This is a genomic window from uncultured Citricoccus sp. (assembly GCF_937871995.1).
In the GTDB taxonomy this organism is placed as follows: Bacteria; Actinomycetota; Actinomycetes; order Actinomycetales; family Micrococcaceae; genus Citricoccus.
Genome location: NZ_CALMQR010000041.1, coordinates 1 through 4,929, shown reverse-complemented (window position 1 = coordinate 4,929; position 4,929 = coordinate 1). Strand labels below are relative to the sequence as shown.

The 4,929-nt window shown below is 65.3% G+C and carries 7 protein-coding genes; 5 read left to right on the top strand and 2 right to left on the bottom strand.

The annotated features are described in order from the left end of the window. Window positions 1-117 precede the first annotated feature (117 nt). Entirely contained in the window at window positions 118-1,242 is a 1,125-nt protein-coding gene (locus Q0283_RS03845; protein WP_298043139.1) for a site-specific integrase, read from the bottom strand. Further along, window positions 1,229-1,822, bottom strand: coding sequence for a helix-turn-helix domain-containing protein (locus tag Q0283_RS03840; RefSeq protein WP_298043137.1), 594 nt, complete (start codon window positions 1,820-1,822; stop codon window positions 1,229-1,231). The genes Q0283_RS03845 and Q0283_RS03840 overlap by 14 nt, the downstream gene beginning before the upstream one ends. Window positions 1,823-1,941: 119 nt before the next feature. On the opposite strand from Q0283_RS03840, the gene Q0283_RS03835 reads away from it, so the two are divergent. The 5 genes from Q0283_RS03835 (at window position 1,942) to Q0283_RS03815 (ending at window position 4,491) form a co-directional block, all read left to right on the top strand. Further along, window positions 1,942-2,145, top strand: a complete 204-nt coding sequence (locus Q0283_RS03835) for an AlpA family transcriptional regulator (RefSeq protein ID WP_137774212.1) — start codon at window positions 1,942-1,944, stop codon at window positions 2,143-2,145. Window positions 2,146-2,386: 241 nt separating this feature from the next. Further along, on the top strand, window positions 2,387-2,536 hold the full coding sequence (locus tag Q0283_RS03830; RefSeq protein ID WP_298043131.1) for a hypothetical protein: 150 nt from the start codon (window positions 2,387-2,389) through the stop codon (window positions 2,534-2,536). A 91-nt stretch (window positions 2,537-2,627) separates the two neighbouring features. Beyond that, window positions 2,628-3,377, top strand: coding sequence for a hypothetical protein (locus Q0283_RS03825; protein ID WP_298043129.1), 750 nt, complete (start codon window positions 2,628-2,630; stop codon window positions 3,375-3,377). Continuing rightward, a complete protein-coding gene (locus tag Q0283_RS03820; protein WP_298043127.1) occupies window positions 3,374-3,670 on the top strand; it encodes a hypothetical protein in 297 nt (98 codons plus the stop codon). The genes Q0283_RS03825 and Q0283_RS03820 overlap by 4 nt, the downstream gene beginning before the upstream one ends. Further along, window positions 3,667-4,491 (top strand): sigma factor, encoded by an 825-nt coding sequence (locus Q0283_RS03815; RefSeq protein WP_298043125.1) that lies wholly within the window; start codon window positions 3,667-3,669, stop codon window positions 4,489-4,491. The genes Q0283_RS03820 and Q0283_RS03815 overlap by 4 nt, the downstream gene beginning before the upstream one ends. The last annotated feature ends 438 nt before the right edge of the window (window positions 4,492-4,929 follow it).

The following is a 4,929-nucleotide window of genomic DNA, read 5'->3' as shown; positions in this document are numbered from 1 at the left end:
AGGCGAGCGACTTAAAATCGCTGTGTTGTGGGTTCGAGTCCCACCGGGGGCACCACGTCAGAAGGCCGCAACTTCCGCGTAGTTACAGGGAAGTTGCGGCCTGCGTCGGCTCTCAGATCAGGCGTTTGCCCACGTTTTGCCCACAATCTGCTCCGAGACCACCTCATCCAGCCGGTCAGCGACGGCATTCAGGTCGTCATCGAAGAGGTCGGCGTAGATGTCCAAGGTCATGGCCGCAGAGCTGTGGCCGAGCATGCGCTGTACTGCTTTAACGTTGGCCCCGGCTGAGACCGCGAACGATGCTGCTGTGTGCCGCAGGTCGTGCGGGGTGACCCGTGGCGCCCCGGCATCCTGGAGCGCGGCTGCGAACCACGAGTCGCGGGCCCGTGTCTCCGCGTCCGCCCCGCCGCGGACTCGAGGCTGTCTCAGAAACTGGCCGTGGTGCCCCGGGAACACCAGATCGTCAGGCCCCTTGCTCTCGCACAGCTTCGCCAAATTCTCCGCCAGGAATCGAGGGAACGGCACTGACCGATGCTTGTGGCCCTTCGGCGTGCCGACCTCGAACACCCCGCCGACCTCGACGGCGTTCCGCTCCACGAGGATCCGGCGACGCAGCATGTCCAGGTGCTTCACCTGGAGGCCGACAGCCTCGCCCCACCGCAGACCGCAGTAGGCCAGCGTCAGGACCAGCACGGGGTGCTTGGAGGCCTCCGCGATGTCGTGCACTTGACGGTGGGACAGGTACACGTGCGGCTTCTTCCCCTTGCGAGGCAGCTTCACCCCGCGCGCGGGGTTCGACAGCAGCCGGCGATCGTCCACTGCGTCATCCAGGATTGCGGCCAGTACGCCGTACGCCCGGATCACTGTCGTGGCCCCGCGAGCACCGCCCAGATCTGCGACCCACTGCTGGACCGCCGTCTTCCGCACATCCGCAACCGCCACCCTGCTCCAGCGCGGTTCGACGTGGACTCGCCATGCGCTCTCCACAGGTCGCAACGCCGAAGGCTTCAGGTGCGATTGCCGGCCGAGCCATGCCGGACCTAATTCGCCCACCGTGGTCCTCGACGCGGCCGCGTCGATGAACTCGCCGCGCAACTTGGACACCTCAACCGTGGCCGCGAAAGCTTCCGCATCCCGCTTTGTTCTGAACCCACGTTTGTCTGTACTGCGATGCTCTGGTGTCCGATACCGCACCCGGTAGCGGCGCCCTGCCTTCGTCTCGTACGCCTCAATCGTCGCCACGGTTCTCGGCTTCCTGGGGCGGTTCCTCCCGTTGCATCTCCTCAATGGTCTCCGTCGCTTCTCGAAGAGAGCGGAGAACCATGTCTATACGCCGCACCTCACCCGTCCTGGAGGAAGTGGGCGCCACACTTTCCACCCGTTGGAGGGGCGGCCGAACACGGTTCCGGAAGGATGCATCGTCAAGGTGTCCGCGTAGTTCATTTTCCATCACGCTGTCTGTGGCATCGGTGGAGTCTCGAAGGGCTTTGACGCCGTCGGACCATCTCCAGAGTTCCTTGAATTCAATCGAGCCAACCCCAGTTACCTCAACGGGCACGCCTCTGTCCTCGCTAGGAAGGAGGAGTGCCGCCGGATTGACATCTAGCGCCACGGCGAGAGCGACAAGGTCGTCAACGTCCACTCGACGTTCGCCGTCTTCGATTCGGCGCAACCCAAGCGGCGGAATTGGCCTCCCAATCTCAGCGAGCTTTTCGGAAAGCTGTTTGTACTGCATCCCTCCTCGCAGGCGGGCAATGTTCAACCGCACCGTGTGACCCGTAGGCCCGAGCGGATTCCTCTTGTTAGATGCGGCCTCTTCCATGCGCCCATTCTGGCACATCAAGATGATCCCCCACATGCCCTCTTGCAATCTCTCAGACGCCTACCTAAGCTTCAATCATCATAGATAAACAATCATCATGATCGCTCAGGAGGTTAGTCATGGAAGACGAGAAGCTCTACAAGCCGGGCCCCACAGCGGAGTATCTGGGCAGCACGGTGAACACCTTGGCCTATTGGCGATACGTGGGGCAGGGTCCAGCCTTCATCAAGATCGGCCGCAATGTGAGTTACCGGGGGAGCGACGTGAAGGCGTGGCTCAGGGCTCAAACGCGAACCAGGACGGGAGAGAGCGCCAGTGCCTGAGGGGAGCGAAGTTCCCCGCGTGAGGCGCCTCGATAGTCGCGGCCAACGGGGGAACACCTACGTGAAAGGGCGTTCGCATCTGTCTGGGGAGACCTGCGAACGCCCTTCGGAACCAGTCACCATTCGGGAGTCAGGATCCATGACCAATTCTAGCGCGGGCAATCTTCCGTGTATCGACCCGCCAGCGGGCTTCACCGTACACCCACGCGGCCCGATCGCTTACGGTCCCCGATCTGGGGCCGTGTACTCGATCTGGACGCCGGACCGTGATGTGGAGGTGATGGTCGCCGAGGAAGCGGCCGGTGGACACAGCGTTGCCGCCGCCCGAGATCTACGCGATGACCTTGACATCGTTGTTGTCGCCCTGGGCGTCTTGGGGGTGCTCTCGTGAGCGCCCTGCACCTTCAGCGGCTGATCGACGCACCCGGCTCCTTGTCTCCCAGACCTCGGTAGGTCCACCGATGGGAGCTTCCAACGCCTTGATGGTCTCCGCCAACTGGAAGCACTTGGGACACCGCGAGCACCGCCTGCTGACCTTCATGGCGTTGGTGTCCTTGGACACTGGTCGCCCGCCGGTTTACTTCGGCGGCTGGCAGGCCGGGGCCGAGCACCTCGGACTGGATCCGGAGGTGAACCCGGACAGCGCGGCAGAGTCCTTCCGCCAGGCCATTTCCAAGCTCAAACGCGCCGGGGCGGTCGTCCCTAACGGCATTGCGCGTCAGGGCAACCGAGCGGAGTACGCCCTTGCCCTCAACCCGGCGTTGACGGTTGTCCCTACGATCACCCGGAACGGCACCGGCCGGCCCGTTACCACCTGGTCGGTCGTCCATCGGCAGGATCCGCGTCCGCACGCCAGCCCCAATGATCCATTGCCCCTCAGTCCCAACGATCTATTGGGGCACCAACCCCAACAATCCATTGGGGTGAGCCCCAACGATCCATTGCCCCCTAAGAGGACTGAGGAACCACGACAGGAATACAGCCAGGAGGAAGGGGTTGAGTCCCAGCCACCCTCACCAGCGCCTGCGGAAATTTCCGACACACGGACGGCAGACGAGATCGATACGGAGGTCTATGCGGCCGCCAGCTCGTACCTCCAAGCCCGACCGATGCAACACCTCGCCCTGATGGAACGCGCGGCGGCCGAGCTCGGCCCGGACTGTTCGGTGCGCCGCCAAGTCGTCGCCGCCGCCCAGCTCGCCGGTTGGCGACCAAAGGAATCCGCGGCATGAGTACCTCCGAGCCCAACACCACGCAACCCCCGTTCCTGGCCACCGTTACCCCACTGCCGATCCAGTCGCTGGAGCACCGCACCCGTGACTTGCTCCACACCCTCAACGCGGCTGGCATCTCCGCCACTCACGATCAGGCACAAGCGCTCGTCGAGCACGGCATGACCGGCCTCGGCTGCTGGACCCCCAGCCGCGCCCTGCCAGACCTCGACCGTGCAGCCAGCCAACACTTCAGCATCGCCCGACGCGCCCAGCCCGCCGTCCGGGCCATCCGGAAGGAGACCATTCGATGACACCGACCCAAGTAGACCTCGATCACCTCCGACCCGTCGTCGCGGCCATGGTCCGCCAGTACGGCGGCTCCGCGCACGACATCGACGACCTTCTGCAGGACACCTGGCTTTCCCTGCAACGAGTGACGTTCGACCCGGCGCGTGGGGACTGGCCCACGTTGTGCCGCGTCGTGGCCCGACGCCGGGTCCACGACTACTACCGACGGACGGCCAGCCACGGAGCCCAGTGCAACGGCGGCAAGGCAGACAGCTTGGAGGTCCTTACCGCGGCCCGGGGAGACACGGCCGTGGGCGGTCACCTGGACGACGACACCGGCCGCGTAGAGGCCGTCGACGAGCTTCGGCAGGTGTTCGGGGTGCTGCACCTCGTCCAAGATGCACTCGGCATGAACGGAGACCGTGTTGAGCACTTCCTGCGCCTGCACCTGATCTACGACGGAGACATCACCGCGGCCAGCGCCGCTATCGGCATCTCGGCACATGTCCTCCGGGCATCCTCTCGGGACGTAATCGCCTTCACCCAAGTCATCCACGCCGCACTGGATGCCTCCGGCGACGCCCCATCGATCGTGGCGACGGTGGCCAGCGTGCCCAGCACCATCGGCCGCCACGCGCCCACGTACCTCGGCGCGGCACGGGAGGCTGGCGGCGTCATCGCCGTGGACGCGCACACGCTGGCCACTGTCACCGGGACGGCGTTCAACACCGTCCGTCAGTACTGGGCCCGGGTCCGGGAGCTGGCCCGGGTCGCGGCGTGGACCTTCGACCACCTCGGCCGGCCCGCCACCGACCGACACCAGCTCTTCCCGGGGGGCCTGTGATGCTGCGCCGCATCCGACGGTCCCTCCGCGTTTCTGCTCGACGTGCACGTCGAGCCCGCCGGGCCTGGGTCCAGAACAGCCTGGACGCTGCCCTGCCCGACGCCATCGCAGATCGCGTGCCCGGGTGGGCGCACACTCCCCGAGGGCGTGCCCTGTTGTCCGCACTGACTCTCTCCACACTGCTCGGCTGGTTCCTCTTGCTGCTCCTCATTGCCCTGTAGGCATGCCCCGAGGGCCCCAGGACCCCGGCTACCGGGCCTTGAAGCCACCCGCAAGCCGCCCTCGAACCACGCCCGGTCTCGGCCCTCGAAGCCGGCCCTCGAAGCCGGCCCGACTCTTAGCAGACCCACCCAACACTTAAATGAATCAGCACACCTCTGACACGGGACTGTAAGAAAAACGGTGTGTGAGGGTCCGGCCTGATCCGAGAGGAGACGG

Coding starts and splice junctions, on each gene's coding strand:
- Q0283_RS03815 (WP_298043125.1), top strand. CDS start 3,667: ATGACACCGACCCAAGTAGACCTCGATCACCTCCGACCCGTCGTCGCG.
- Q0283_RS03820 (WP_298043127.1), top strand. CDS start 3,374: ATGAGTACCTCCGAGCCCAACACCACGCAACCCCCGTTCCTGGCCACC.
- Q0283_RS03840 (WP_298043137.1), bottom strand. CDS start 1,822: ATGGAAGAGGCCGCATCTAACAAGAGGAATCCGCTCGGGCCTACGGGT.
- Q0283_RS03825 (WP_298043129.1), top strand. CDS start 2,628: ATGGTCTCCGCCAACTGGAAGCACTTGGGACACCGCGAGCACCGCCTG.
- Q0283_RS03835 (WP_137774212.1), top strand. CDS start 1,942: ATGGAAGACGAGAAGCTCTACAAGCCGGGCCCCACAGCGGAGTATCTG.